At 69.7% G+C, this 25338-nt stretch carries 23 protein-coding genes and 1 tRNA gene; 13 read left to right on the top strand and 11 right to left on the bottom strand.

What is annotated here, in order from left to right; all coding sequences use genetic code 11:
* Positions 1–75: 75 nt before the first annotated feature.
* The 6 genes from B7Z76_RS05580 to B7Z76_RS05605 form a co-directional block, all read right to left on the bottom strand.
* A complete protein-coding gene (locus B7Z76_RS05580; protein WP_366925307.1) occupies positions 76–879 on the bottom strand; it encodes a restriction endonuclease in 804 nt (267 codons plus the stop codon).
* A gap of 110 nt (positions 880–989) precedes the next feature.
* Positions 990–1063: transfer RNA gene (locus B7Z76_RS05585), tRNA-Gly, on the bottom strand.
* Positions 1064–1080: 17 nt separating this feature from the next.
* A complete protein-coding gene (gene otnK / locus B7Z76_RS05590; protein ID WP_291342675.1) occupies positions 1081–2355 on the bottom strand; it encodes a 3-oxo-tetronate kinase in 1275 nt (424 codons plus the stop codon).
* A gap of 73 nt (positions 2356–2428) precedes the next feature.
* On the bottom strand, positions 2429–3202 hold the full coding sequence (gene otnI, locus B7Z76_RS05595; RefSeq protein WP_174503492.1) for a 2-oxo-tetronate isomerase: 774 nt from the start codon (positions 3200–3202) through the stop codon (positions 2429–2431).
* Positions 3203–3258: 56 nt separating this feature from the next.
* Positions 3259–4170, bottom strand: a complete 912-nt coding sequence (gene ltnD, locus B7Z76_RS05600; protein WP_174503493.1) for an L-threonate dehydrogenase — start codon at positions 4168–4170, stop codon at positions 3259–3261.
* Between the two features lie 45 nt (positions 4171–4215).
* Complete coding sequence (locus B7Z76_RS05605) at positions 4216–5325, bottom strand: LacI family DNA-binding transcriptional regulator (protein WP_291342679.1); 1110 nt, start codon at positions 5323–5325, stop codon at positions 4216–4218.
* Between the two features lie 225 nt (positions 5326–5550).
* On the opposite strand from B7Z76_RS05605, the gene B7Z76_RS05610 reads away from it, so the two are divergent.
* Positions 5551–6459, top strand: coding sequence for an NAD(P)-dependent oxidoreductase (locus B7Z76_RS05610; protein WP_291342681.1), 909 nt, complete (start codon positions 5551–5553; stop codon positions 6457–6459).
* Positions 6456–7091, top strand: a complete 636-nt coding sequence (locus B7Z76_RS05615) for an aldolase (protein WP_291342683.1) — start codon at positions 6456–6458, stop codon at positions 7089–7091. The genes B7Z76_RS05610 and B7Z76_RS05615 overlap by 4 nt, the downstream gene beginning before the upstream one ends.
* A 26-nt stretch (positions 7092–7117) precedes the next feature.
* On the opposite strand, the gene B7Z76_RS05620 is transcribed toward B7Z76_RS05615, so the two are convergent.
* Together B7Z76_RS05620 and B7Z76_RS05625 are read right to left on the bottom strand one after the other, a co-directional pair.
* Positions 7118–7693 (bottom strand): antibiotic biosynthesis monooxygenase, encoded by a 576-nt coding sequence (locus B7Z76_RS05620; RefSeq protein ID WP_291342685.1) that lies wholly within the window; start codon positions 7691–7693, stop codon positions 7118–7120.
* Positions 7694–7697: 4 nt separating this feature from the next.
* The gene (locus B7Z76_RS05625) at positions 7698–8294 is read right to left on the bottom strand and encodes a DUF2889 domain-containing protein (protein WP_174503498.1); all 597 of its coding nucleotides are present in this window, start codon (positions 8292–8294) and stop codon (positions 7698–7700) included.
* A 204-nt stretch (positions 8295–8498) separates the two neighbouring features.
* Between B7Z76_RS05625 and B7Z76_RS05630 the strand changes: the two genes are divergently transcribed.
* On the top strand, positions 8499–9992 hold the full coding sequence (locus B7Z76_RS05630; RefSeq protein ID WP_291342687.1) for an MDR family MFS transporter: 1494 nt from the start codon (positions 8499–8501) through the stop codon (positions 9990–9992).
* 283 nt (positions 9993–10275) lie between these two features.
* Positions 10276–13704 carry an indolepyruvate ferredoxin oxidoreductase family protein gene (locus tag B7Z76_RS05635; protein WP_291342689.1) on the top strand — a complete coding sequence of 1143 codons (3429 nt, stop codon included), beginning with the start codon at positions 10276–10278 and terminating at the stop codon, positions 13702–13704.
* Positions 13705–13717: 13 nt separating this feature from the next.
* On the opposite strand, the gene B7Z76_RS05640 is transcribed toward B7Z76_RS05635, so the two are convergent.
* The 3 genes from B7Z76_RS05640 to trxB form a co-directional block, all read right to left on the bottom strand.
* Positions 13718–14830 (bottom strand): AbrB family transcriptional regulator, encoded by a 1113-nt coding sequence (locus tag B7Z76_RS05640; protein WP_174503501.1) that lies wholly within the window; start codon positions 14828–14830, stop codon positions 13718–13720.
* Between the two features lie 18 nt (positions 14831–14848).
* Positions 14849–15736 (bottom strand): LysR family transcriptional regulator, encoded by an 888-nt coding sequence (locus B7Z76_RS05645; protein ID WP_291342877.1) that lies wholly within the window; start codon positions 15734–15736, stop codon positions 14849–14851.
* Between the two features lie 64 nt (positions 15737–15800).
* The gene (gene trxB / locus B7Z76_RS05650; protein ID WP_174503502.1) at positions 15801–16772 is read right to left on the bottom strand and encodes a thioredoxin-disulfide reductase; all 972 of its coding nucleotides are present in this window, start codon (positions 16770–16772) and stop codon (positions 15801–15803) included.
* A 142-nt stretch (positions 16773–16914) separates the two neighbouring features.
* On the opposite strand from trxB, the gene B7Z76_RS05655 reads away from it, so the two are divergent.
* From B7Z76_RS05655 to gloA, 9 genes are all read left to right on the top strand, one after another.
* The gene (locus B7Z76_RS05655) at positions 16915–17418 is read left to right on the top strand and encodes an Lrp/AsnC family transcriptional regulator (protein ID WP_174503503.1); all 504 of its coding nucleotides are present in this window, start codon (positions 16915–16917) and stop codon (positions 17416–17418) included.
* A gap of 15 nt (positions 17419–17433) precedes the next feature.
* The gene (locus tag B7Z76_RS05660; protein WP_236656340.1) at positions 17434–18390 is read left to right on the top strand and encodes a cytochrome c oxidase assembly protein; all 957 of its coding nucleotides are present in this window, start codon (positions 17434–17436) and stop codon (positions 18388–18390) included.
* Positions 18391–18524: 134 nt separating this feature from the next.
* Positions 18525–20843 carry an outer membrane protein assembly factor BamA gene (gene bamA, locus B7Z76_RS05665; RefSeq protein WP_174504841.1) on the top strand — a complete coding sequence of 773 codons (2319 nt, stop codon included), beginning with the start codon at positions 18525–18527 and terminating at the stop codon, positions 20841–20843.
* Between the two features lie 309 nt (positions 20844–21152).
* Positions 21153–21590, top strand: coding sequence for an OmpH family outer membrane protein (locus B7Z76_RS05670; RefSeq protein WP_291342879.1), 438 nt, complete (start codon positions 21153–21155; stop codon positions 21588–21590).
* Positions 21591–21596: 6 nt separating this feature from the next.
* A complete protein-coding gene (gene lpxD, locus B7Z76_RS05675) occupies positions 21597–22718 on the top strand; it encodes a UDP-3-O-(3-hydroxymyristoyl)glucosamine N-acyltransferase (protein WP_291342693.1) in 1122 nt (373 codons plus the stop codon).
* 41 nt (positions 22719–22759) lie between these two features.
* Positions 22760–23257 carry a 3-hydroxyacyl-ACP dehydratase FabZ gene (gene fabZ / locus B7Z76_RS05680; RefSeq protein WP_174503506.1) on the top strand — a complete coding sequence of 166 codons (498 nt, stop codon included), beginning with the start codon at positions 22760–22762 and terminating at the stop codon, positions 23255–23257.
* Entirely contained in the window at positions 23254–24060 is an 807-nt protein-coding gene (gene lpxA / locus B7Z76_RS05685; RefSeq protein ID WP_291342696.1) for an acyl-ACP--UDP-N-acetylglucosamine O-acyltransferase, read from the top strand. The genes fabZ and lpxA overlap by 4 nt, the downstream gene beginning before the upstream one ends.
* 23 nt (positions 24061–24083) lie before the next feature.
* Positions 24084–24944: an LpxI family protein gene (locus tag B7Z76_RS05690; protein WP_174504842.1), complete on the top strand. Its 861-nt coding sequence runs from the start codon at positions 24084–24086 to the stop codon at positions 24942–24944.
* Positions 24941–25333 carry a lactoylglutathione lyase gene (gene gloA / locus B7Z76_RS05695; protein ID WP_174503508.1) on the top strand — a complete coding sequence of 131 codons (393 nt, stop codon included), beginning with the start codon at positions 24941–24943 and terminating at the stop codon, positions 25331–25333. The genes B7Z76_RS05690 and gloA overlap by 4 nt, the downstream gene beginning before the upstream one ends.
* Positions 25334–25338 lie beyond the last annotated feature (5 nt).

Raw genomic sequence — 25338 nt, forward strand, 5'->3', positions numbered from 1 at the left:
ATAGGCGTATCGCTCCTCAGGGAGGTTCTGGCAGGCTTGGACACCCGCCACGATACGCCGCCTTCTCAAACCTCATCACCTATTTTCAGCCATAGCCCAGCCCGACGTGGTGATCAGCACACCCTTCTGGGCACCGTAATTGACCAGCGCACCGAGAAACGCCTGAACCATTTCACTGCCGATGGTGTTCCCCGGCTGGTAGCGCTTGGCCTGAAGGTAGATGCGGTCGAGCCCGAGTCGATCCTCCCGGATGACCCCATCGACCCCGCCATCTCCCGAACGGCCGAGTTGTTCGCCGGCCTCGAGACGCGAGCCGCGGTACCCCATTTTGAGGAGTAGATCGATGATCATGCGCTCGAAAAACGACGGTGTCGCTTCGAGGATGCGCGCCAAGAGGCTTTCGCGCAGCGCCTCGGCAAGCGTTCCGGCGGCCTGCTCGATCAGTTCCTCCGGCGTTTCGGATACCGGCGAGACCGCCGGAAATTGAGCATCGGGAGAATCAGCATCGCCACTTCGCCCGGATTTGCGAGGCTTTGTCCGCGCGAGGAAAGCTTGGAACACCGGGTCTGCCCGCAACATGTCGAGCGTGACCGGCTGCCCATCCGGACGGTCGAGCAATGCGCGTCCCTTGGCTGAAATGGTCACCAGTCCACGCTTCGGTTGTTCGACGAGGCCTGCCTGCTTCAGATAGGTCTTGGCCCAATGGACGCGGCTGGCGATGATCGTAACGCCGCCGCTTGGAATTTGCTCCGCCCGCTCGGCCGCGCTCAGGCCAAGATCATCCGAGATGCGCTCGATCAGGTCGCGCATCGACCAGACCCGCCCGGCGCAATGCTGGAGAACCGGCTGCATGAGAGCGTCGTATGCTGGAATGCCCATGATCTCATGACCCCCGCGAGATACGCGCGCAATCCGGCATAACCGGACGCGCGCCCTGTCTCACCTGCGTGAAGATTGACGGGACGTCAATGCAACCAACGAATGGAGGCTGGAGCGGGTAGCGGGAATCGAACCCGCGCGTTCAGCTTGGGAAGCTGACAGGCTACCATTACATCATACCCGCATGGCGCTAGGCGAGATTTAGTCTGCACCGGGCGCGGGCGCAACTCCCATCGCGGCGAGGGCGCGGGGGAAAAAGTCCGGGCCGCCGAAATTGCCGGATTTGAGGGCGAAGAGGCGGGGGGCGGACTCGATGCTGCGCAGCAGCGGCACGCCGGGGGCGATTTCGGCGCCGATCTCGAAGGCGGGGATGCCGAGGCGGTCGACGATCGCGCCCGAGGTTTCGCCGCCGGCGACGATCAGGCGGCGCACGCCGCGTTCGGCAAGTCCCACGGCGAGGGTGGCGAGGGCGGCCTCGATCCGCGCGCCGATCGCAGCACCATGGGCGGATTTCAGCGCCGCGACCGCCTCCGGCGTGGCGGAGCTGGCGAGCAGGACGGGGCCGGCGCCGAGATGCGCGCCGGCCCAGGCGAGGGCGGCGGACATGTCGCCGGCGAGAAGGGCGGCGGCGTCGAGATGGCGGACCGGCATCCGCCCCTCCACCGCGGCGATCTGGCCGAGCGTCGCCGCCGAGCAGCTGCCGGCGATGATCGCGGCAGGCCCCGCCGGCGCGGAGAAATCGGGGGCGGCGGCAGCGGCGGCAGGGCCCGCGATGGCGCGGGCGAGGCCGAGGCCGAGGCCGGACGCGCCGGTCGAGACCGGGCGGCGCAGCGCCGCCTTGCCCAGGGCGAGGAGATGGCGCTCGGCGATGGCATCGACGATGCAGGCCGCCCTGCCCTCGCCCGACGCCGCATCGAGCGCGGCCGCGATCGCCGCCTCCCCTTGCTCGACGAGATCGAACGGCGCGAGGCCGACCTTGCGGGATGACTGGCGGGCGAGCACGCGGACGAGGTTGGAATCCCGCATCGGGTTGAGCGGGTGGTCCTTGAGCGGGCTTTCGGCGAGCGGGACGGCGCCGACGAAGAGATGCCCCTGGTAGACGGTGCGGCCGGTTTCGGGAAAGGCCGGGCAGACCGGCACGCAGTGGCCGCCGGCGCGCGCCGCCAGCGCCTCGGTCACCGGGCCGATATTGCCCTCGTCGGTCGAATCGAAGGTCGAGCAGATCTTGTACATCACATGCTCAGCACCCCGGGCCGTGCAGTATTCGGCGGCGGCGAGGGCGGCGGCGACGGCCTCCCGCGCCGGGACGGAGCGGATCTTGAAGGCGACGACGATGGCGTCGATCTCCGGCAGGGCAAGGCCGTCGGCGGGGATGCCGATGGTCTGCACCGTGCGCAGGCCGTTGCGGCTCAGCGTGTTCGCGAGGTCGGAGGCGCCGGTATAGTCATCGGCGATGCAGGCGAGGCGCAGGCTCATCGGCCGCGCCCGGCGAACGTGGCGGGGCGCGGGCTCATCGGCCGCGCCCGGCAAACAAGGGCGGGGCGCAGGCTCATCGGCCGCGCCCGGCAAACCATTCGAGGCCGTCCTCGGTGCGGCCGCGCGGGCGGTATTCGCAGCCGACGATGCCGGCATAGCCGAGGCGGTCCAGCTCGTCGAACAGGAATGGATAATTCAGCTCCTCGCCATCCGGCTCGTGGCGCGAGGGGACCGAGGCGATCTGCACGTGGCCCACCTGGCGGATCAGCCGGCGCAGCCGCATCGTCACGTCGCCATGGATGATCTGGCAGTGATAGATGTCGAATTGCAGACGAACATTGCCCAGGCCGAGCCCGGCGATGAACGCGGCGGCGGCATCGACATCGTTGAGGAAATAGCCCGGCATGTCGCGGCCGTTGATCGGCTCCAGCAGCAGGTCGATGCCGTGATGGGCGAGGGTTTCGGCGGTGCGGCGGACGGCGTCGCGATAGCTTGAGCGCGCGGCGGGGTCGGCCGGATCGGCGAGCCCGGCCATCAGGTGCAGGCGGGTCACACCCGTCGCCGCCGCGTATTCGAGCGCGCGGGCGGTGCCGGCGGCGAGTTCCTCCTCGCGGCCGGGCAAGGCGGCGAGGCCGCGCTCGCCGCCGGCCCAGTCGCCGGGCGGCAGGTTGAACAGCGCCTGGGTCAGCCCGTGCCGCGCGAGGCGGGCGCCGATCTCTTCCGGCTGGTGATCGTAGGGGAAGAGGAACTCCACGGCGTCGAACCCCGCATCGGCGGCGGCGGCGAAACGGTCGAGGAAGGGAACCTCGTTGAACATCATCGAGAGATTGGCGGCGAAGCGGGGCATGGGGCCCTCCGGATCAGGCGTGTGGAGTCAGGCGTGTGGCGTCAGGACGGTCGGGATCAGGTCGGTTCGGGCAGCGAGATCGGCGCGATGCGGGCGAAGAGCCGGGCGACGGAGGCATCGTCGTCCCGCCCCATGCCGGCGGCGGCGGTCATCAGGAAGAGTTGCAGCGCCTCGGAGGCCATCGGCACCGGCATCCGGCCTCGCCGCGCCATGTCGAGCACGATGCCGAGATCCTTGGTGAAGATGTCGACCGCGCTGCGCGGCGCGTAATCGGCGTCGAGAATATGGGGCACGCGGTTCTCGAACATCCAGCTATTGCCGGCGGAACCGGTGATGACCTCGTAGACGCGGGCGAGATCGAGCCCCATCGAGGCGGCGAAGGCGATGGCCTCGCAGGCGGCGGCGATATGCACGCCGGCAAGGAGCTGGTTGACCATCTTGAAGCCGGCGCCGATGCCCGGGGCGTCGCCGAGTTCGTGGATCGTGGCGGCCATCGCGTCGAGCGCGGGGCGGGCGGCGGCGAAGGCGGCTTCGCTCCCCGAGGCCATGATGGTGAGCTTGCCCTCCGCCGCGCGGGCGGTGCCGCCGCTGATCGGCGCGTCGAGATAATGCACGCCCATCGCCTCCAGCCGGGCGGCGAGGGCGCGGACGGCCTCCGGCGCCATCGTCGCACAGGAGATGAAGACCGAACCCGGCGCCATCGCCGCGGCACAGCCGGCCGCGCCGAACAGCACCGCCTCGGTCTGCTCGGCGTTGACGACGACGCTGACGACGATCTCCGCCCCGCGCGCGGCGGCCTCGGGCGAGGCGGCCGGCGCACCGCCGGCGGCGGCGAGGCGGTCGAGATTCGCCGGCACGACGTCGAACCCGCGGAGCGAAAATCCGGCGCGCAGCAGGGCGGCGGCCATGCCCGCACCCATCGAGCCGAGGCCGATCACGGCGGCCGCCCTGCCCGTCCCCGCGCTCATCGCCGCCCGTCCGCTGAAGCTGTGGTCATGCCGTTCTCCTGAGGCTCATGTGCTGCCGCCGGCCTCGAGCGTGAAACCGACATCGAGGCGGCGGGTGGTCGGCTCCCGCCCGGAGATGCGGGCGAGAAGCATGGCGGCGGCCTCGCGGCCGATCTGGCGGCGGGGCGAGACGATGGTGGTGAGCGATGGCGTGGTCAGCGCCGCGATCGGCAGGCCGTTGAAACCGGCGATGGCGATGCGGCCGGGAATGTCGATCCCGTCGCGCCGGGCGCGCAGCAGGGCGCCGACGGCCATTTCGTCATTGGCGAAGAACAGCGCGTCGAGCGCGGGGGCGATGGCGAGCAGCTCGGGCAGCGCGTCCCACCCGGCCTGCTGGCCGCCGCTTTGGCCGCCGCTTTGGCCTTCCGTGCCCGCGCGGTCGAACAGGGTGATTGCGGCCTGGCCGGCGAGGCGGCGGCGCAGGCCGTCATAACGCTGGCGGGCGCGGTAATCGTCGTGCATGCGCAGGCCGACGAAGCCGATCCGCCGGTAGCCGCGGGCGAGCAGGTGGGCGGCCATCGCCGCCCCGGCGCGGACATGCGAGAGGCCGACATTCATGTCGATCGGCGCGCGGCCGGTTTCCATGAACTCGACGATGGGGATGCCGGCATGGCGCAGCAGGGCGGTGGTGCGCTTGTCGTGCCGCAGCCCGGCGACGAGCATGCCCGGCGGGGCCCAGCCGAGCAGGGTGGTGGCCAGCGCCGCCTCGGTCGCGAGATCGTAGCCGGTGCTGCCGAGCAGCATCTGGTAGCCCTCGGCCTCCAGGGTTTCCTGGATGCCCTCGATCACCTCGACGAAGACGACATTGGCGAGCGAGGGCACGATGACGGGGATGACGCGGGTGCGCGCCGAGGCGAGCGCGCCGGCCATGCGGTTGGGCACGTAGCCGAGCGCTTCGACCGCCTGTTCGATCCGGCTGCGCAGGGCATCGGAGACCGAGGCGGGGTTGTTGATCGCGCGGGAGACGGTGATGGGGGCGACGCCGGCGCCGGCGGCGACCTCGGCCAGGGTGACCGCGCCGCGGCCGCGCCGGATGCGGCGGGGGGGCGCGGCTTCCGCGTCCGTCGCCGTTCGCGCTCGTTCTGCCATTGCGCCGCCCGCGCGCGCCCTTGCCATGAAACGACTATCGCGGAGATCGGCGCGCGGCGCAAGATGGTAGCGCTGTCAAACAGTGGTTGCGCTACCACGACCCGGCTCCTATACATAGAGCACGTTCCGATCCATCCGGATCGGATGGCGTGCTCTGTCTTATTGATAATTGGAGCATCTTTATCCGATCAGATGATTCCATCTGATCGGATGATGCTCTAGCAGACGAACGAACCTGCGGGAGAAACCTTCATGTCGGCCAGCGGATCAAAACCCTCCATCGGCTTCATCGGCGTCGGCTTCATGGGCCACGGCATGGCGAAGAACATCGTCGAGGCCGGTTACGCGCTCACGGTGATGGCGCATCGCAACCGCGCGCCGGTCGAGGATCTGATCGGCCGGGGGGCGAAGGAGGCGAAGAGCCCGCGCGAGATCGCCGAAACCGCCGACATCGTGTTCCTCTGCGTCACCGGCAGCCCGCAGGTGCGCGCCGTGACCGAGGGGGAAAACGGCCTCGCCGCCGCCGGCAGGAAGCTCATCATCGTCGATTGCTCGACCTCGGACCCCTCTGTCACCGTGCCGCTCGCCGAGAGCCTTGCCGCGCGCAACATCACCCTGCTCGACGCGCCGCTCGGCCGCACGCCGAAGGATGCCTGGGAGGGCACGCTCGACGTGATGATCGGCGGGGCGGCGGAGGATATCGCCCGCGTGCGCCCGGTGATCGACACCTTCGCCCAGCGCGTGATCCATACCGGGCAGACCGGCACCGGCCACACGATGAAGCTGCTGAACAATTTCCTCTCGATGGGCTATGGCGCGCTCTATGCCGAGGCGCTGATGCTCGGCGCCAAGGCCGGGCTTTCGGCCGAGACCTTCCACAGCGTGATCGCCGGCGGGCGGATGGATTGCGGCTTCTACCAGACCTTCATGCAATACGTGGTCGGGCGCGACCGCAACGCCCACAAGTTCACGCTGAACAACGCGCTGAAGGACACCGCCTATCTCAACGCCTTCGCGGTGGCGCAGGGCGCGGCCAACCCGCTCGCCGCCGCCGTTCGCAATTCCTATGCCCAGGCGGTGGGCGCCGGGCGGGGCGACGATTTCGTGCCGATGCTGGCCGATTTCATCGCCGAGGCCAACGGGGTGAAGCGGGCGGAATGAGCGAGAGCGCGCTGCGCGAGGCGATCTGCCGCTTCGGCCGGTCGCTGTTCGAGCGGGGGCTGACGCCCGGCTCCTCGGGCAATATCAGCGTGCGGCTGGAGGATGGCGGCTGGCTCTGCACGCCGACCGACGCCTCGCTCGGCTTTCTCGACCCCGCGCGCATCGCCCGGCTCGACGCCAACCGGCGGCTGGTTTCGGGCGACAGGCCGACCAAGGAAATCCCGCTGCACGACGCGCTGTATGACACCAGGCCGGACGCGGGCGCGGTGGTGCATCTGCACTCGACCCATGCCGTCGCCCTCTCGCTGCTGCCGGAGATCGACCCGGCGGAGGCGCTGCCGCCGCTGACCCCCTATGTGATGATGCGCGTCGGCAAGGTCGCGCTGGTGCCGTTCCATGTGCCGGGCGATCCGGCGGTGGGCGATGCCATTCGCGGGCTCGCCGGCAAGCACAGCGCCGTGCTGCTGGCCAATCACGGCCCGGTCGTCGCCGGCACGTCGCTCCAGGCGGCGGTGTTCGCGATGGAGGAGCTTGAGGAAACCGCGAAGCTTCATCTGCTCACCCGTGGGCTCAACCCGCGGCTGCTGACGGCCGAGCAGCAGGCGGCGGTGCGGGCGAAATTCGGGGTCTGATTCCCCTTCCCTTCCCTGCCCTGTCGTCAGGCCGCGCCGGTTTCGTCGGGGAAAGATTGCGGCGCCTCGCGCCGGTCGGTCATGCCGTAGTCGCGGATGACGCGCACCAGCCGGTGCGACGCCCCCTCGCCCGCACCATCTACCGTTCCACTGCGGAGGAGCAAGACATCGCCGGGGGTGAGGACCGCCTCGAACACGTCCCAGCCGAGGAGGCCAGGCATCGCGGGGTCGAGCCCGAGGTCGCGGGCGAGACCCTCCGGCGCCATGTCCGCAGCCCCCTCGCGCCGCGCGGTGAGGAGGGAGACATGCGCGCCGTCATCGGCCAGCACGCCGACGCGCAGGCGATACTCCGCGAACAGCGCGCGCCGCGCCTCGGCCTGGGCGCGGTGGTGCAGGGTGTGGCGGCGCCAGGCGATCAGCGCCGCCTCGTCGCGCCAGAGCGAAACCGAGAGCAGCACGCCCGGCCGGGTCAGGCTGCGATAGCGGATGTTCTCGATGAAGCCGTCGATCGCTTCAAGCTCGGGGCGCAGCAGGCGGGCATGGCCGAAATACTCGTCCAGCCTGCCATCCTTCGGCCTGACCTCGAAGATGACAGCGTGCATCGAGCTATTCCGCCGCCGACGCCGCCTCGGCCTCGCGCTGGCGCTCTTCCGCCCGGGCGCGGATCTTGGCGACCAGCGGGCCCTGTTCGTTATAGGCGTGGCAGGAATTGAGCAGCGCGGTCGGGATGTCCCAGCGGTCTTCGGTGGTGCCGCCCTCGCGCGCGGCCTTGTGGGCGCGGATGGAGAACATGGTCTGGATCGCGGTGGTCGCGACCTGCTGGAGCAGCTCGCGCAGATGGGTGCAGCCGGCGGTGCCGCCGACGCGCTCCATCGCCCCCTTGAGGAAGCCCTTGCCGATGGTCAGCCCGACCAGTGCGGCGAAATTGGGCGCAACGCCGGGGCAGATCGCGTGTGGCGTGTCGTCCATCGTCGCCTCGGCGCGGACGACGGTCAGCTTGTCGTCCAGCGTCACGCGCAGGCCCATGCCGTGCAGCGCCTCGCCGGCATTGATCCGGCCGCGGTCGTGATTGCCGAAACTGTAGGTCTTGGTGTCTTTCAGATGCGCTTCGATGTCGACAAGGCCGTCGGCACGGAGGAAGCCGCGGATCGCGATGTCGCGCAGATGGAGCAGTTGCCGGGGCTCGGCATGGCTGAGGGGCATGGGGCGGTGACTTTCCCTGATCACGATATTGCCCAATAGGGTAAGCGCTGCCACGGCGCGTTGCAAATGCCACGGGCGGTTGCATGGCAGGGTTGCTGCCCCAGCGCCGGAGCGGCGCGGCAGCACGGTTGTGCGGCGGCGGCGGCGCGGGCAATCTGGCGCGCTGTCCTCCTCACCCCGAGCGGGCGCGAGCATCGCGGAACCATGGAATATACGCACAGGCAACGGCTTCAGGTCATTTCCGGCATCATCCTGTGCATCCTGCTGGCGGCGATCGACCAGACGGTGGTGATCCCGGCGGTGCCGGCGATGGCGGCGGGGCTGCACGGCTTCGCGCATCTCTCCTGGGTGGTGACGGCCTATCTGCTGACCTCGACGGCGACGACGCCGCTGTATGGCCGCCTGTCAGACCAGTTCGGCCGGCGGCAGACGCTGATCCCCTCGATCGCGCTGTTCGTGCTGGCCTCCTGCGTCTGCGCCACGGCACAGACGCTGCCCTGGCTGATCGCCGGGCGGGCCTTGCAGGGGGTGGGCGGCGGCGGGCTGATGGCGATCGCGCAGGCGGCGATCGCCGACGTGGTCAGCCCGCGCGAGCGCGGCAAGTACCAGGCCTACATGGCGGGGACATGGGGCGTCGCCTCGACCGCGGGGCCGGTGGTCGGCGGCTGGGTGACGGATCATCTCTCGTGGCAGTGGATCTTCTGGTTCAACGTGCCGCTCGGCCTCGCCGCACTGGTGCTGAGCCAGATCGGGCTGCGCCAGCTGCGCACGATGCCGCGCGGCGGGCGGATCGATTACGAGGGGGCGGCGCTGCTAACCGGCGCCGTTACCGCCTTCCTGATCGGCCTTTCATGGGGCGGTCGGACCTATCCGTGGCTGTCGCTGCCGGTGGTCGGGGTGTTCCTCGGCGGGGCGGCGCTGATCGCCGCGCTCTGGCGGTGGGAGGCGCGGGCCGCCGTGCCGCTGCTGCCGATGCGGCTGTTCGGCAATGCCTCGTTCGTGCAGCTCGTCGCCGTCGGGTTTCTCACCGCGCTGGCGATGTTCTCGGCGATCTTCCTGCTGCCGCTGTTCTTCCAGCTGGTCTACCACGCCAATGCCGCGCAATCCGGCTGGGACATCATGCCGTTCATGATCGCGAGCACGATCGGCGCCTATGCCGCCGGGCAGGTGGCGCGGCATACCGGGCGGACGCGCAGCCTGCTGGCCGGCGGGCTCGCGGTCGGCACCGCCGGGTTCCTGCTGCTCGGCCTGCTGCCGCGGGCAACGCCGCTCGGCCTCGTCGTGTTCAACTGCTTCGTCATGGGGCTCGGGATCGGCTTCGTGCTGCCGTCCAACCTCGTCGCCGTGCAGAACGCGGCGAGCCGGCACGATGTCGGCGCGGCGACGGCGACGCTGCTGCTGCTGCGCGCGATGGGCGGCGCGTTCGGCGCGACCATCGCCGGGGCGGTGCTGCTGCTGCGCCTCGGCGGGCGGATCGACACGTCCGGCCACGCGGCCCAGACCATGGCGGCGAACCCCGCCCTGCCGGTGGCGTTCCACGACGCTTTCCTGGTCGCATCCGGCTTCGCGCTGCTCGGGCTGGTCGCGGCATTGCGGGTGGAGGACACGCCGCTGCGCGAGACGGTGGCGACCGAGGGGACCGACACGGCCGAGGCCGCACCCGAGTCCGAGCCCGAGCCGGCGCCGATCGGGCATTAGAGCATCATCCGATCCCTCAGGATCGGATCAAAGCGGCGTTTCACCTTTTCGTGATGATGCGCCGCGACATCGGTCAGGCAGCGCGGTCCGCGCAATAAAATTTCGTGGCCGCCGCGGCGCGAGGGGAGCGGGATTGCCGCAGGAGGCTGCTGCGCGCAGCGATCGGCAAACTGTTACGATCCTGACAAAAACCTGATTTTGCTCGCAAATTCCGGCCACGCGGCGCATGATCCGGGGCGGAGAAAAAGCCCGGCGGCAACAGCCGGGCGGGGGAAAATTCCGCATGAAATCCGCCGACACCATGCTCGACATCCGCTACCGGCAAGGCGCCGGACGGGTGATCCTGACCGGAACCCAGGCGCTGATCCGCCTGCTGCTGACCCAGCGCCGGCGCGATGCGGCGTCCGGGCTGGACACCGCGGGGTTTCTCTCCGGCTATCGCGGCTCGCCACTCGGCGCGGTGGACATCCAGGCCCACGCCGCCGAAGCGGTGCTGGCGGCGGAGGGCATCGTGTTTCGCCCCGGCGTCAACGAGGACCTGGCGATGACGGCGATCTGGGGCACGCAGATGGTCCCGCTGTTTCCCGGCGCCACGCGGCAGGGCGTGTTCGCCATGTGGTACGGCAAGGGGCCGGGGGTGGATCGCTCGGGCGACGCGCTCAAGCACGCCAATTACGCCGGCACCACGCGCCACGGCGGCGTGCTGGTGGTGGCGGGCGACGATCATGCGGCGAAATCCTCCACCATCGCGCATCAGAGCGAGCCGGCGCTGATCGCCGCCGGCGTGCCGGTGCTGGCGCCAAGCTCGGTGGCGGAGATCCTCGAACTCGGGCTGTATGGCTGGGCGGCCTCGCGCCATGCAGGGCTTTATGTCGGGTTCAAGACGGTCGAGGAGATCATCGACTGCACCGCCTCGGTCGAAACCGGCCTCGATGTCCCGATCATCCTGCCCGACATCGACCCCGAGAGCGTCGCGATGCGGCTGCATGAGCCGGTGCTGGCGCAGGAGGCGCGGGTGCTCGGCCTGCGCCGGCCGGCGCTGATCGAGTTCGTTGCCGCCAACCGGATCAACCGCATCGTCGAACCCGCCCCCGGCGCGCGGCTCGGCATCGTCACCGCCGGGAAATCGTTCCTCGATGTCGAGCAGGCGCGGGCCGATCTCGGGCTCGGCTTCGCCCGCGTGCTCAAGCTCGGCATGACCTGGCCGGTCGAGCCCGGGATCGTGCGGGACTTCGCGCGCGGGCTGGAGGAGATCGTCGTCGTAGAGGAAAAGGCGCCGGTGATCGAGGACCAGTTGCGGGCGATCCTGTACGGGATGACCGACGCGCCGCGCATCGTCGGCAAGCGCGACGAGACCGGGGCCACGCTGTTCCGCGCCGAAAGCGATCTTGCCGCCGCCGATGTCACGCTCGGGCTGGGCCGGCGGGCGCAGCGGATCGTGCCGGATGCGGCGCGGGAGGCGGCGCTGGCGCGGCTCGCCGCGACGATCGAGGCCGGGCACGCGCTCGATTTCGGCGCGCACCGGGTGCCGCATTTCTGCGCCGGCTGCCCGCACAACACCAGCACCAGGGTGCCCGAGGGCTCGCGCGCGATGGCGGGGATCGGCTGTCATTTCATGGCGACCTGGATGGACCGCGCGACCGATGCCTATTCGCACATGGGCGGCGAGGGCGCGGCCTGGATCGGTCAGGCGCCGTTCACCGCCGAGCCGCACGTCTTCGCCAATATCGGCGATGGCACCTATCACCATTCCGGCCTGCTCGCGATCCGCGCCGCCATCGCCGCCGGGGTGAACATCACCTATCGCGTGCTGTTCAACGACGCGGTGGCGATGACCGGCGGCCAGCATGTCGACGGGCCGCTCAGCGTGCCGCAGATCACCCGCGAACTGGCCGCCGAGGGGGTGAAGCGGATCGAGGTGGTGACCGACGAGCCGGAAAAATATCGAGAGGTGCGCGATCTCGCGCCGGGCGTTGTCGTATCGCATCGCCGCGAGCTGGACGCGATCCAGCGCGCGATCCGCGAAATCCAAGGTGTCACCGCGATCGTCTACGACCAGACCTGCGCGACCGAGAAGCGCCGCCGCCGCAAGCGCGGCACGATGGCGGACCCGGCGAAGCGCGCCTTCATCAACAAGCGCGTCTGCGAGGGGTGCGGCGATTGCTCGCTTGTGTCGAACTGCATCGCCGTGGTGCCGGTGGAAACCCCGTTCGGGCGGAAGCGGGCGATCGACCAATCCGCCTGCAACAAGGATTTCTCCTGCGTCGAGGGGTTCTGCCCGAGCTTCGTCACCGTTCATGGCGGCGGGCTGAAAAAGCCGGAGGCGACGCGCGCCGCCCCGCCGGATGATCTGCCCGAGCCCACGCTGCCGCCCGCGGAATGGGACATGGTGGTGGCCGGGATCGGCGGCACCGGGGTGGTGACGATCGGCGCGCTGCTCGGCATGGCGGCGCATCTCGACGGGACGCAGGTTTCGGTGGTCGATGTGCTCGGCCTCGCGCAGAAAGGCGGCGCCGTGGTCTCGCATCTGCGCTTCGGCGCGGCGGCCGGGGCGGCGCAGGCGCTGCGGGTGCCGGCGGGTCGGGCCGACCTGCTGCTCGGCTGCGACGCGCTGGTCGCCGCCGAGCGGGAGACGCTCGACTGCCTGGGCGACAAGACGCGCGCGGTGGTCAACCTGCACGAGACGATCACCGGGGAGTTCACCCGCAACCCCGCCTTCTCGCTGCCGATGGCGCGGCTGCGGCAGAGCCTGTCGCGGCGGGTGGGCGAGGCGCATCTCGACACGATCGAGGCGACCGCGATCGCCACCGCGCTGATGGGCGACGCGATCGCGACCAACCTGTTCCTGCTCGGCTATGCCTGGCAGCGCGGGCTGGTGCCGGTGAGCCGGGCGGCGATCGCGCGGGCGGTGGAGATGAACGGGCAGGCGGTCGGGCTCAATCTCGCCGCCTTCGCCTGGGGCCGCGCGGCGGCGCATGATCCCGGCACGGTGGCGGAGCCGGGAGCGGAGCCGGGCGCCGCGCCGGGAGCGGAACCGGGGGGGTTCGACGCGCTGTTCGGGATGTTGCGCGACGATCTCGTCGCCTATCAGGACCGGCGCTACGCCGCCCGCTTCGCCGAGGCGGTGGAGGCGGTGCGCGCGGCGGAGCAGGCGGTGCGGCCGGGCTCGACCACGCTGGCCGAAACGGCGGCGCGCACGCTGCACCGGCTGATGGCCTACAAGGACGAATACGAGGTGGCGCGGCTCTACGCCCTCCCCGCCTTCCGCGCCGAGCTGGCGCGCAACTTCACCGACACGCGGGATATCCGCCTGCATCTCGCCCCGCCGCTGCTGGCGCGGCGCGACCAGGCGACCGGCCTGCCGCAAAAGCGCGAATACGGCCCCTGGATGCTCAAGGCGATGGCCGCGCTGGCGCCGCTCAAGGTGTTGCGCGGCACGGTGCTCGACCCGTTCGGCCACAGCGCCGAGCGGCGGGGCGAGCGGGCGCTGATCGGGCGCTACGAGGCGACGCTGCGCCGCATCGGCGCCGCGCTGGATGAGGGGAATTTCGCCGCCGCCCTGGCGCTGGCCGCCCTCCCCGCCGAGATCCGCGGCTTCGGTCACGTGAAGGCGCGCAGCCTCGCCGCCGTGGGGGCGCGCTGGGCGGAGCGCGAGGCCGCCTTCATCGCGCCGCCCGCCGCCGCACCGCGACTGCCGGCGGCAGCGGAGTGATCAGCGGCGATGATCAGCGCGGCCGGGCGGCGCGGCGGCGGAGCAGGCGGGCGAAGAGCGGCATGGTGAACATCACCAGCAGCACCCGCAGCACATGGACGGCGAGGACGAAGGTGACGTCGGTCCGCGCGGCGATCGCCATCGCCAGGGCGGCGTAGATGCCGCCGGGCAGGGTGGCGAGGTAGCCCTCGAACGGGGTGGCCCCGGCGAGATCGGCGAGCAGCGCGCCGAGCCCGGCGCAGATCACGTTGACCAGCAGGATGAGGCCGAGCGCGGTCGGCAAGGCGCGGCCGATTTCGGCGAGGCGGGCGCGGGTGAAGCGCACCCCGGCCTGCCAGCCGATCGCGGCATAGGCGAGATCGACGATCGGCGCGGGCACGCCGGCATCGCCGGTGCGGCCGGTCAGGGTGATCGCCGCGGCGACGATCAGCGGGCCGAGCAGCGGGCCGGCCGGCATCCGGGTCAGGCGCGCGAGCAGCAGGCCGAGCGGGGCGGCGAGGCCGACAAGGACGAGCCCCTTCAGCCCGGCCGGGGGCACGGCGGCGGCCATGGCGCTGCCGTGAGAAAAATGGCCGCCGACATGAGATAAGTGGTCGGCGGCGGTCATGCCGCCGACGTGAAAGACGAAGGCGGCGACCAGCGGCATGATCGCGGTGACGAGGCCGACGCGCAGATATTGCACCACAGCGACCATGCGGATGTCGGCGCCGAGTTCGGCCGCCAGCGCCACGATGGCCGAGGCGCCGCCGGTGGTCAGCGCCAGCGCGCCGGTGGTGGGATCGACATCGCGGCGCAGGCCCATCAGCAGGCCGGCGCCGATCGAGACCAGCAGCGTCGCGAAGGTGACGAGAACGACCGGGACCGCATGGGCGGCGAGGGCGCGCAGGGTCGGCCCGCTCACCAGCGCGCCGATGACGACGCCGAGCACGGCCTGTGCGGCGAGCGAGGCGCTGCGCGGCACGCCCTCCGGCGCGTATCCCGCCAGTGCGAGGGCGGTGGCGACGAAAAGGGCCGCGAACAGGGCCGCGGAGGGCACGCCGATCGCGGCGAGCGGCACGGCGGACGCCGCCGTGACCGCAGCGAGCAGCGCCCAGCGCGCGGCCGCCGACCGGCGCGGAACCATCATCCTCCGGCGGCTACAGGCTCAGCGGCGGCCGATCTCGGTCACCAGGAAGTCGCGGAAGACGGAGACGCGCTTCGAGTTCCGCAATTCCTCGGGATAGACGAAATACATGTCGATCTTCGGCGCCTTCACCTCGGGCAGCAGGCGGACCATGCCGGTGGTATCCTCGGTCAGGTAGTCCGGCACGGCGCCGATGCCGATGCCGCTGCGAATGGCGATCAGCATGGCTTGCAGCGAGTTGACCTCGAGCGCGCCGGTGCGCGGGGCGGCGCCGTCCGGCCGGCCGATGCTGGCGATCCAGTTGACATCGGCCACCGGCGGCTTGCGGTCGCCGAACAGGATCAGGCGATGATCGTCGAGATCCTCGGGCCGCTCGGGCGTCTTGCCGGCCTCGCGCAGGTAATCCTCGGAGGCGAAGATCTGCCAGCGGATTTCACCGAGGCTGCGCTGCACGAGGTCGGGCTGGCGGGGCGGGTGCATGCGGATCGCGACATCCGCCTCGCGCATCGCGAGGTCGAGATCGACATCGTCGAGCAGGAGCGAGATGCTGACATCGGGGTATTGCTTGAGGAAGGCGCGCAGCCGGGGGGCGAGCCAGACCACGCCGAAACTGTGCGTCGTCGTCACCTTCAGCCGGCCGGCCGGGCGTTCCTTGCTCTCGGCCAGCAGCGCCTCGGTCATGGCGAGCTTGGCGAAGACGTCGCGCACCGTGCGGTTGAGCTGCTCGCCCTGCTCGGTGAGGATCAGCCCGCGGGCGTGGCGGTGGAACAGCGGCACCGCCAGCGCCTCTTCAAGCGCCGAGATCTGCCGCGAGACGGCGGATTGCGAGAGGTTCAGCACGTCGCCCGCATGGGTGAAGCTGCCCGCCTCGGCCACCGCGTGAAACACGCGCAACTTGTCCCAGTCCATGTGATTGCCTGTCACGGTCAGCTTCCCTTTCCCGGCCCGGCAATGGGCCGTATTTTATATTGTCTCAAGCAGCCTGTTGTTCGATTTGCGCGTGGTGCGCAAGGAATTTCTCCGCCTCGAGCGCCGCCATGCAGCCGGTGCCGGCGGCGGTGACGGCCTGGCGGTAGGTGCGGTCCTGCACGTCGCCGGCGGCGAAGACGCCGGGAACCGAGGTCTGCGCCGTGCCGGGGATGGTGCGGATATAGCCTTCGTCGTCCATCTCGATCTTGCCGCGGAAGAGCGACGTGGCCGGATCATGCCCGATGGCGATGAACACGCCGTCAACCGCGATGCTGCGTTCGACGCCGGTTTTCACGTTGCGCAGCCGCGCGCCGGTGACGACGGCGGGGCTGCCTTCGCCGGTGATTTCCTCGACCGTGTGATCCCAGATCACCTCGATCTTCGGGTGGGCGAACAGCCGGTCCTGGAGGATTTTCTCGGCGCGCAGCGAATCGCGGCGGTGGATCAGTGTCACCTTGGTCGCGTGGTTGGTCAGGTAGAGCGCTTCCTCGACCGCGGTATTGCCGCCGCCGACCACGGCGACCTCGCGGCCGCGATAGAAGAAGCCGTCGCACGTCGCACAGGCGGAGACGCCGGCACCCTGGTATTGCTGTTCGGAGGGCAGGCCGAGCCAGCGGGCCTGCGCGCCAGTGGCGATGACCACCGCCTCGGCGCGGTAGAGCGTGCCGGAATCGCCGCGCGCGGTGAAGGGCCGGGCGGCGAGATCGATCTCGGTGATGATGTCGTATTCGATGCGGGTGCCGACATGCTCGGCCTGGGCGCGCATCTGCTCCATCAGCCAGGGGCCCTGGATGACATCGGCGAAGCCCGGATAATTCTCGACATCGGTGGTGATGGTCAGCTGGCCGCCGGGCTGCAGACCGGCGACGATCACCGGGGCGAGATTCGCCCGCGCGGCGTAGATCCCCGCCGTGTAGCCGGCCGGGCCGGCGCCGATGATCAGCAGTTTCGTCTCGATCGTGGCCTGATCCGCCATTTGTTGCACCTCTGATGCGGAATTAAGGGTGCGGCGGCGGGTTTTCCAGCTTTCCGCGCCGCATTCACACCCTGAGGTTATGCAATTATATGACCGGACTATATCTGTCACGCGATCAACTCTTTCCGAGCGGTGAAAACCCATGCCGTCAACCCCGGCCTCCCCGTCCTCGCCGCGCCTCGCCGAGGCCACGCCGATCGACGATATCGACCGCCGGATCATCGCCGAATTGCAGGCGGACGGGCGGATGACCAATGTGGAGCTGGCGAGCCGCGCCGGAATTTCGCCGCCGCCCTGCCTGCGCCGGGTGCGCCGGCTGGAGGAGGCCGGGCTGATCCGCGGCTATCACGCCGAGACCGACGCGCAGAAGCTCGGCTGGCAGATCGAGCTGTTCGCCATCGTCGGGCTGGACAGCCAGCGCCAGGCGGTGCTGGACGCGTTCGAGGCGATGGTCGGCGGCTGGGAGGAGGTGCGCGAGTGCCACATGATCCGCGGCGGCGACGATTTTCTCCTCCGCCTGGTCGCGCGGGATACGGCGCACGAGAACCAGCTCACCGAGCGGCTGACCGCCGCCCCCAACGTGACGCGCGTGCAGACGCTGCAAACCATCCGCACCAGCAAGGCGCTTGCCGGGGTGCCGATCTGAGGCCATACCCGGCGCATGAACACGTCCCGGCATGAATTCGACCGCACCGACGCGCGCGGGCTGATCGCCATCGCCGTGCTCGGCGCCGTCCTCGACCTCGCGAGCCGGCTGGTCCCCGCTGTGCTGCCCTATCTCGCGCCCTATATTTTCAACGCGGCGATCTTCGCCGGGCCGCTGCTGGCGGCGTTCTGGTATGGGCGCGGGCTCGCGCGGAGCGCGGCGCGGCCGGCGCGCTGGCGCATCATCGCCTTCTATGCCGGGGTGGCGGCGATCTATTTCGTCGGCCAGACGCGCTTCGAATATGCCGCCCAGCACATGTTCTTCCTCAACCGCGTGCAGCAGGCGACGTTCGGTGTGTTCGCCCCGTTCCTGATCGCGTTTTCCTGGCCGCGCGACGTGCTGGCCGCCGGGGTGCCGGCCGGGCTGATCCGGCTGTTCGAGCGCGGCGCGGGACGGGTCGTGCTGCGGGTGCTGCGGTTTCCGCCGGTCGCCATCGTGGTGTGGCTGGCGACGACGGATGTGTGGCTGATCCCGCGGGTCAATTTCGCCTCGATGATCAACCCGCCGCTCTATGCGGTCATGAATGTCTCGATGATCGCGGCGGGGCTGCTGTTCTGGCTGGTGGTGCTCGATCCGCGGCCGCGGGCGGAGGCGGGGTATTCCTACCTGACGCGGATGGCGGCGGGCTTCCTGCCGATGTTTCCGCAGATCGCGGTGTCGTCCTATATCGCGCTGACCCAGACCGGGCTCTACAATTTCTACGATCTGTGCGGCCGGCTCTATCCCACGATCTCGCCGATGAAGGACCAGATGCTGGGCGGCATCATCCAGTGGATTCCGCCGGGGATGCTGAACACGGCGGTGCTGTTCGTGCTGCTGCACGCGATCCGCCGGAGCGAGGACAGGCAGGTGGCGGCGACGCCGATCCCGCCCGGAGCACGGGTGATCGAGGCGCGCTGGACCGGGCGCTAGGCCGGGCTGCCCTTGCGGCGCGGGGCGGTTGCGGCTAGGCCGCTTGTCTGTGCGGATGCGGGACTGGCCCGGATCCGGTTGGGTGACATCGTGTGATGGGGAGACAGTCCTTGCGGCGACTGCGATTGGCTCTGATGACCACGGCGTGCCTCGCGCCGGTGTTCCTCGCACCCGCGGCGCGGGCGGCGACCCCTGCCCCGGCTGCGGCCACGGCGAGCGGCGGGCGCATCGCCTCGATCCGGGTGCGCGGCAACCAGCGCATCGATGCCAATACCGTTCTCTCCTATATCCTGCTGCGCCCGGGCGACCAGTTCAGCCAGCGGCGGATGGATCTCAGCCTGAAGACGCTCTACGCCACCGGCCTGTTCAGCTCGGTCTCGCTCACCCGCGAGGGCGACACGCTGGTGGTGGACGTGCAGGAGAACCCGGTGGTCAACCAGGTGTTCTTCCGCGGCAATTCGGTGCTGAAGGACGACAAGCTCTCGAAGGCGATCTCGCTCAAGCCCGGCGCGGTGTTCACCCGCGCGGCGGCGGCGGCGGACACCAGGGCGATCCTCGATCTCTACGGCAAGCAGGGGCATTACGGCGCCACCGTCACGCCCGAGATCGTCAAGCTGCCGGAAAACCGGGTGAACGTGGTGTTCCGTTGCCATGACGGCGCGGAGACGCTGATCAGCCGGATCGATTTCGTCGGCAACCACGCCTATGGCCAGACGCGGCTGCGCGAGGTGATCTCCAGCCGCGAGGACGCGTGGTTCCGCTTCCTCTCCAGCGCCGATGAATACAACCCCGAGCGGGTGAAATACGACGAGGCGCTGCTCAGCCGGTTCTATTTCCATCACGGCTATGCCGACTTCAAGGTGCAGAGCGCCACCGCCCAGCTCGCACCGGACCGCAAATCGTTCTTCCTGACCTTCGTGATGAACGAGGGGCCGCGCTATCACATCGGCGGGGTGAAGGTGGAGAGCAGCGTCGCCAACCTGCCCGCAGCGTCGCTGCGCGCGCTGGTGCCGATCGAGAAGGGTGACCTGTTCGACGGCGATGCGATCCAGACCGCGGTGAAGGCGATCTCGAAGGCGGCGCAGAATCGCGGCTTCGCCTTCGCCCAGGTGGTGCCGGACGTTCACGAGGACCACGCGACGCACAAGGTGGATCTCACCTTCCGCGTCGTCGAGGGGCCGAAGGTCTATGTCAACGACGTGGTGATCAGCGGCAATACCCGCACCGAGGACGAGGTGATCCGCCGCCAGGTCGAGCTGGCGCCGGGCGATGCGTATAATCAGGACGCGGTCGACCAGTCGAAGCAGAACCTCGAGAATCTCGGCTATTTCAAGAAGCAGGACGGGGTCAGGATCTCGACCGCGCCGACGACCACGCAGGATCGCGTCAATCTCGACGTCAATGTCGACGAGCAGGCGACCGGGCAGTTCTCGCTCGGCGGCGGCTATTCGACCGATCTCGGCGCGCTGGCGAATATCGGGCTGAGCCAGGACAATTTCCTCGGCACCGGCATCAGCACCTCGATCTCGGCGCTGCTGGCGCAGAAGGGCACGCAGTTCAATCTCGGCGTCACCAACCCGTATTTCCTCGGCCGCAACCTGATCGCCGGCTTCGACCTGTTCCGCACCGATACCTACAACTCGACCGCCTACGTGTTCAGCGAGCGCTCGCTCGGCGGCGACGTGCGGGTGGGCTTCCGCTACAACGACCATGTCAGCCAGGCCTTCACCTATACGCTGAGCACGCGCGACATCTACAACATCGCCTCGACCGCGAGCCTCTACATCCTGAGCGAGCAGGGCAAGACCACGCTCTCGCAGCTCGGCTCGACGCTGACCTTCGACTACCGCAACAACCGCATCGATCCCTCCAGCGGCGAGATCCTGTCGCTGTCGGGCGATTTCGCGGGGCTGGGCGGAACCGCGAAATATGTCCGGCTGGAGGCGCGCGGCGCCTATTACATCCCGCTCGAACGCCTGCTCGGCGACAAGGCCTGGGTGCTAGAGTTCGACGGGCATGTCGGCAAGATTCTCGGCATCGAGGGCTACCGCACGACGCTGGCGGACCGCTTCTTCCTTGGCGGCGACAGCATGCTCGGCTTCCAGACCGGCGGCGCCGGGCCGCATGACACGCAATATGGCGACAGCATCGGCGGCAATTTCATCTGGACGCAGGACACGGTGCTGCACTTCCCGCTGCCGGTCAGCCCCGATCTCGGCGTGACCGGCTTCGCCTTCGCCGATATCGGCAGCCTCTCCGGGGTGTCGCCGATCACGGTGAACGGCACCACGCTCGGCGTTTACGACAATGCGGCGCCGCGCATCTCGGCCGGTCTCGGCGTGGCGTGGAACACGCCGTTCGGGCTCATCGACCTGTCCTATGCCCAGCCGATCAAGAAATACAAATACGACCAGATCGAGCAATTCCGCGTTTCCTTTGGTACGAGGTTCTGATCACGTGACACGCATCGCCAAAATCCGCGCCGGGCTGGCGCTTCCGGCCCTCATCATGGCCTTCGCCGGCACCGCCCACGCACAGTCCGAAACCGGCAAGGGGTATTTCATCCCGAAGCCGAAGGTGGAGGCGCCGCACACCGCGCCGATCCATACGCCACTGCCCCAGCAGCCGCAGGCGCCCGCCGGGCAGCAGCCCGGCGTGCAGCAGGTGCCGCCCGAGAAACTGCCGCCGATCCCGCAGCTCGCCCCGCTGCCCAAGGAAAAGGCGCCGCCCGCCGCGGTGATGGGCAGGGCGTCGAGAAGATCATCAACGAGCGGCGGCAGAAACTCGCCGAGGAAGCGCAGGCCGACCAGAAGAAGTGGGAAGGCGAGCAGCACGCCATCATCGCCGAGAAGGGCAAGCTCTCGAAGCCGGCGCTGGCCGCGCGCGAGCAGAAGCTCCAGCACGAGATCGAGCAGGCGCAGCTCGATTTCCATAACCGCAGCGTCGCCATCGAAGTGTCGGCCCGCACGGCGCTCGGCAAGATCGAAAGCTCGCTGATCGCGGTGATCCGCCAGGTGGCGCAGGCGCATGGCATGAACCTCGTGCTGCACCGCTCGCAGGTGGCGCTGAACGTCAACGCCTTCGACATCACCAAGGAAGTTGCCGACCAGCTCAACAAGATCCTGCCGCAGGTCGCGGTGCCGCCCTCGGTCGTGCCGAAGATGGCGCACGGCGCGCACAAGGCCGCGAAGAAGAAGTAAGCCGCGATGACCGGCGCGACCGATCCGCGGCCGGGCGATGCGCGGTTCTTCGCCCGCAGCGGCCCCTTCAGCCTGGCGGAAATCGCCGCGGCTGCAGGAGCGACGGTAGCGGGGGCCACGGTGGCGAGGGCAACGGCGGCGGGGACCAGGGTCGCGGATGCGGGGCAGCGCCTTTCCGGCGTCGCCCCGTTGCAGACCGCCGGCGCTGGCGATGTCAGCTTTCTCGACAACCGCAAATATCTGCCGCTGCTGGCCGAAACCCGCGCCGGGGCGGTGATCATGCGCCCCGAGATGGCGGCCGCAGCACCCGCGACGGTGGCGTGCCTGGTCACGCCCACCCCCTATGAAGCCTGGGCGCGGGCCTGCGCGCTGTTCCACCCCGCCCCGGTGGCGGTGGCGGGCATCCATCCGAGTGCGGTGATCGGCGCGGGGGCGGAGATCGACCAAGCGGCCGAGATCGGACCCTTCGCGGTGATCGGCGCGGGGGCGCGCATCGGCGCACGCTGCCGCATCGGCCCGCACGCGGTGATCGGGCCGGGCTGCGTTCTGGGCGAGGGCGTGATCGTCAGCGCCGGGGCGAGCGTCAGCCACGCGCTGATCGGCGACCGGGTGATGATCCATCCCGGCGTGCGGATCGGCCAGGAAGGGTTCGGCTTCGCCACCACGAAGGACGGGTTTCTTTCGGTTCCGCAGCTCGGCCGGGTGATCATCGAGCATGACGTCGATATCGGCGCGAACACCACGATCGACCGCGGCTCGGCGCAGGATACCGTGATCGGCGCGGGCACGCGGATCGACAATCTCGTGCAGATTGCCCACAACGTGCGGATCGGGCGCTGCTGCGTGATCGTGGCGCAGGTCGGCATCTCGGGCTCGACCACGCTGGAGGATTTCGTGGTGCTGGCCGGCCAGGCCGGGGTGTCCGGCCATCTCACCCTCGGCAAGGGCGCGCGCATCGGCCCGCAGGCGGGTGTGATGTCCGACGTCAGGCCGGGGATCGACCTGCTCGGCAGCCCGGCGCGGCCGGCGAAGGAGTTCATGCGCGAGGTCGCGACATTGCGGCGCTTTGCGCGGCGCGGCGGATTGAGGCATGCTCCGCCCGCACCGGAGCGGGACGCCAAATCCTGACCGGATCATCCACAACACGAACGGGACACGGACGCTCTGACATGGACCGAAGCGCGACAGACACCACGGCACCACAGCCAGGGGGGATCACGGTGGATATCGCCGGGATCATGCATGCGATCCCGCATCGCTACCCGTTCCTGCTGATCGACCGGGTGGTGGAGCTGCAGCCCAATGTCTCGGCGGTGGGCGTCAAGAACGTCTCGGTCAACGAGCATTTCTTCCAGGGCCATTTCCCCGGCCATCCGGTGATGCCGGGCGTGCTCATCATCGAGAGCATGGCGCAGACCGCGGCGGTGCTGGTGGTGGAGACGCTCGGCCCCGAGGAGGCCGGCAAGGTGGTCTATTTCATGTCGGTCGAGGGGGCGAAGTTCCGCCGCCCGGTGGTGCCCGGCGACGTGCTGCGCATCCATGTCACCAAGGATCGCAACCGCGGCAATGTCTGGAAGTTCAACGCGGTCGCCAGGGTCGAGGGGGTGGCGGTCGCCGAGGCGAGCTTCGCCGCGATGATCATGGACCGGAAAGCCGGCGAGGCATGATCCACCAGACAGCGTCGATCGATCCGCGCGCCACGATCGGCGCGGGTGTCAGTGTCGGGCCGTTCTGCACGGTCGGCCCGGATGTGGTGCTGGAAGACGGGGTCGAACTCGTCTCGCATGTCGTCGTCGACGGGCATACCCGCATCGGCGCCGGCACCACGGTGTTTCCCTTCGCCACCATCGGCCTCGCGCCGCAGGACCTGAAATACAAGGGCGAGCCGACGCGCACCGAGCTGGGGCCGAACTGCGTCATCCGCGAGCATTGCACCATCCATCGCGGCACCGTGACGGGCACCGGCATCACCCGCGTCGGCGCCGGCTGCCTGCTGATGGCGGTGGTGCATGTCGCGCATGATTGCGCGCTGGGCGAGAACATCGTCATCGCCAACAACGTGGTGATGGGCGGGCATGTCGAGATCGCGGACCGCGCGATCATCGGCGGCGCCACCGCGATCCACCAGTTCGTGCGGATCGGCACCGGCGCCATGGTCGGCGGCGCCTCCGGCGTCGAGGCGGATGTGATCCCCTATGGCTCGGTGATCGGCAATCGCGCGCGGCTGCACGGGCTCAACATCGTCGGGCTGCGCCGGCGCGGGCTCGACAAGGAAGGCCAGCACCGGCTGCGCAACGCCTATCGCCTGCTGTTCCAGGGCGAGGGCACGTTCGCCGCGCGGGTCGAGGCGCTGCGCGGCGGCGCCGGGGATGATCCATATCTCGCGGAAATCCTCGCCTTCATCGATGCGCCGAGCAAGCGCGGCCTGATCCGCAGCACGACCCGCCACGGCGACGACGCCGAGACGTGAGCGCGGATGCGCGCGGCGAGGGCATGAGCCGGGCGGCGACGCCGCTCGGCATCGTCGCCGGTGGCGGCACCCTGCCCGGGCGGGTTGCCGCGGCGGCGCGCGCCGGCGGGCGGGACGTGTTCATCGTCGCCCTCGATTCCTATGCCGATCCCGCGGTGGTGGGGGTGTTTCCCCACGAGACGATCCGCGTCGGCGCGGTGGGTGCCGCGATCGCAGCACTGCGCGCCGCCGGCTGCCGCGAGCTGGTGCTGGCCGGCCCGGTGAAGCGGCCCTCGCTGCTCGACCTGCGGCCGGACGCGATGGGGGCGAAGCTGCTGGCGCGCATCGGCCGGGCCGCCTTCGCCGGGGATGACGGGCTGCTCGCCGCCATCGTGCGGGTGCTGGGCGAGGAAGGGTTCACCGTGATCGGCGCGCATGAGGTGATCGGCGAGGTGCTGGCGCCGGAAGGCTTGCTGAGCGCGACCGCGCCGGATGCCGCCGCACTCGCGGACATCACGCGCGGCGTTGCCGTGGTGCATGCGCTCGGCGCCGCGGATGTCGGGCAGGGGGCGGTGGTGCAGCAGGGCATCGTGCTCGCGGTCGAGGCGGTGGAGGGGACCGACGCGATGCTGGCGCGCGCGGCCACGCTGCGGCGGCCGGGGCCGGGCGGCGTGCTGGTGAAGCTGGTCAAGCCCGGGCAGGACCGCCGCGCCGATCTGCCGACCCTCGGTGTCAAGACCGTGCAGGGGGTGGTGGAAGCAGGATTGCGCGGGATCGCATTCGAGGCCGGCGGTGCCATATTGATGGATCGCGAGGCGATGACGCGCGCCGCCGACGCCGCCGGGCTGTTCCTGCTCGGGATCGATCCGCGTGCCGCGCGATGGACCGAAGGGAGACAGTCATGAGCGATTTCCAGTATCTGCACACGATGATCCGGGTGAGGAACCTCGATGAGAGCGTTGCCTTCTACACCGGGCTGCTCGGGATGAAGGAGCTGCGCCGCTCCGACGTGCCGGATGGCAAGTATACGCTCGCCTTCGTCGGCTATGGCGACGAGGCGACGCACACGGTGCTGGAGCTGACCTACAATTACGGCGTCGAGGCGTATGACCAGGGCACCGCTTTTGGACATCTCGCCCTCGGTGTGCCGGATATCTATGCTGCGGTGGACAAGCTCCGCGCCGCCGGCGTGAAGATCACGCGCGAGCCGGGGCCGGTGAAGTTCGGCAAGACGGTGATCGCGTTCATCGAGGACCCGAACGGCTACAAGATCGAGCTGATCGAACGGAAGTGAGCCGA

This window comes from Acidiphilium sp. 20-67-58 (assembly GCF_002255515.1).
Classification (GTDB): Bacteria; Pseudomonadota; Alphaproteobacteria; order Acetobacterales; family Acetobacteraceae; genus Acidiphilium.